General features: G+C 45.1%; 3 protein-coding genes. 1 reads left to right on the top strand and 2 read right to left on the bottom strand.

Translation table 11 applies throughout. The features are described from left to right. Both B7C60_RS19675 and B7C60_RS15255 read right to left on the bottom strand, forming a co-directional pair. Window positions 1-1273 (bottom strand): ABC transporter permease (locus B7C60_RS19675; protein WP_342747984.1); only part of this gene is annotated, 1273 nt, incomplete at its 3' end. Then, entirely contained in the window at window positions 1270-1950 is a 681-nt protein-coding gene (locus B7C60_RS15255; protein ID WP_099612381.1) for an ABC transporter ATP-binding protein, read from the bottom strand. The genes B7C60_RS19675 and B7C60_RS15255, both read right to left, overlap by 4 nt. On the opposite strand from B7C60_RS15255, the gene B7C60_RS19670 reads away from it, so the two are divergent. Then, window positions 1949-2273, top strand: a 325-nt coding sequence (locus B7C60_RS19670) for a GDSL-type esterase/lipase family protein (protein ID WP_245869550.1), incomplete at its 3' end; no start/stop codon positions are given. The genes B7C60_RS15255 and B7C60_RS19670 overlap by 2 nt on opposite strands.

Raw genomic sequence — 2273 nt, 5'->3', positions numbered from 1 at the left:
TAACAAACAGCCCCAGTATGCCAGCAATCACCATCCATACCAATGAGTTGTGCCAGTAAACAACAATCATCGATAATACGGGGGCCAGCAGTAGTGCACTATTCCAGAGTAGACGGGGCGATGTTCTGGTGCTTTGCATCACACTGATGGCTCTGATATTTAATAGATTTCCAAGTGGTATGCCTAACGCAGGGACGGCAATTAAGCCACTAGAGAATAACGCCACTAAAATTGGCCTGGTGCCATAAGCTGGTAATGGATCAGGCAATAGACCCGCTAATGGAATCCTTAATGCGTATTCCAATATAACCCCAATCACACTGCCCGCCACGGCCGCCATGGCAAACAACAGAAGCACCTGAATAGTTAGCCAGCGTGCAATCCATTTTTTGTTTGCACCAAGGCTTTTTAGCATCGCAATGGTACGTTGTCGGCTTGCTACGTAATGCTGACACGTTAACACTAACGTTGCCGCGGCCATAATAATGACCAATGCCAAGGTCAATGATAGATATTGCTGAGTACGCTCAAACACTTCATTGGTTCGATTGGCTGTTGCTGTCTCTCGCCATTCGTCGCTAGGGGTTAATTCAACCGTGTCTTGCAGTGCCAATCGTTCATGTTCAGTCGCATTAATAAATAAGCGATACTGAACTCGACTACCCAATTGTATCGCGCCTGTTTTTTCAATATCCGTTTGATGAATCAATACCGTTGGCATTTGCTGAAATGGATTAAAGCTTAATCCGGGTTGGGTCATGATTTTCCCAGTCACGATAAAATCAGCGTCTCCAACGCTCATGGCATCCCCCACCTCTACCTCTAACTGGGAAAACAAACGCTCATCAAGCCATAGTTCATTGATGGATACATGTTGCAAGGTACGCTGCCCATCAGACAATATCAGCGAGCCACGTAAAGGGTATTGGCTATCAACCGCTTTAACCGTCACCAGTTGCATAGCATGCTCACTAAATGCCATGGTCGTGAAACGAGTCATTTGTGACGTGGCCAAACCACGTTGCTCCGTCATCTGTAATAACGTGGTCGGTATTGGATTGGCAGAAACAAAAACGCTATCAGCAGTTAAGGCTTCTTTCCCTTGCTTAACAACAACTTGTTCCATACGTTGTGCTAACGCTGTTAATGCAAAAACACAGGCAATAATCAAGGTTAAAGCTATTGAAATCGGCCATAACTGACCATGGCGAATCTCATTTAAACTCCACCGCATAAGACGCCAATTAAGCGTCAAAGAAGACAGAGGGTTCATTTTTGCTCCTCCAATAACCCTGAATGCATATAAAAACAGCGATCGCAACGCGCAGCTAACTGAGTATCATGGGTCACTAACACTAGGGTTGTTCCATGTTGTTGGTTCAGATCAAATAAAAGATCAATAATTTTGCTTGCGGTTTCTTGATCGAGATTCCCAGTTGGCTCATCTGCAAATAAGATTTGTGGCTCCACCATAAACGCTCGAGCTATCGCTACGCGTTGTTGCTCACCTCCAGAAAGCTGCGCCGGTAAGTGATGCATTCGATGCGCTAAGCCTACTGACGTGAGCAGTGCTTCTGCGCGTGGTTTATTTTCTGACTCTCCTTTTAATAAACAAGGTAAAGTCACATTTTCAAGTGCTGACAAGCTTGGAATCAGTAAGAAGCTTTGGAACACAAACCCCACTGAACGACTTCGAATTGCCGCTCGCGCTTCATCATCTAATGTGGATAGTGGATGACCAAGCAGATGAATTTCACCATGACTAGGTACATCTAACCCCGCCAGCAGTGTCATCAACGTTGACTTTCCAGCCCCAGAACTGCCTACAATAGCCACACTTTCTCCAGCATAAATCGTCAGATTAATGTCACGGAGGATTGTCAATGACTCCTGTTTGGTGGAGACTAGTTTAGATAATGATTGTACAGAGATAATAACGGAGCTTTGCATGGCGAAATGGTTTTCCTTGTTATTAATATGGTTTATTCCTGCGAGCGCTATCATGTTCGCTACCAATGTTAGTAGTAGCACACTATTAATCTTAGGTGATAGTCTAAGCGCAGGATATCAAATGCCTTTGCAACAAGCTTGGCCCAATTTATTAGGGAATAAACTTGCCCAACACTCTGCTGGCGTCACGGTGGTCAATGGCAGCATTTCCGGTGACACCACCGGAAATGGGCTAGAGCGGCTACCGGCATTATTAGAACAACATCACCCAGAATGGGTTTTGATTGCGCTAGGTGCTAATGATGGATTACGTGGTTTTCCGC

The organism is Vibrio fujianensis (genome assembly GCF_002749895.1).
Taxonomy (GTDB): Bacteria; Pseudomonadota; Gammaproteobacteria; order Enterobacterales; family Vibrionaceae; genus Vibrio; species Vibrio fujianensis.
Note: the sequence above shows the minus strand (reverse complement) of the source record. Positions and strands in the feature narration are given on the sequence as shown.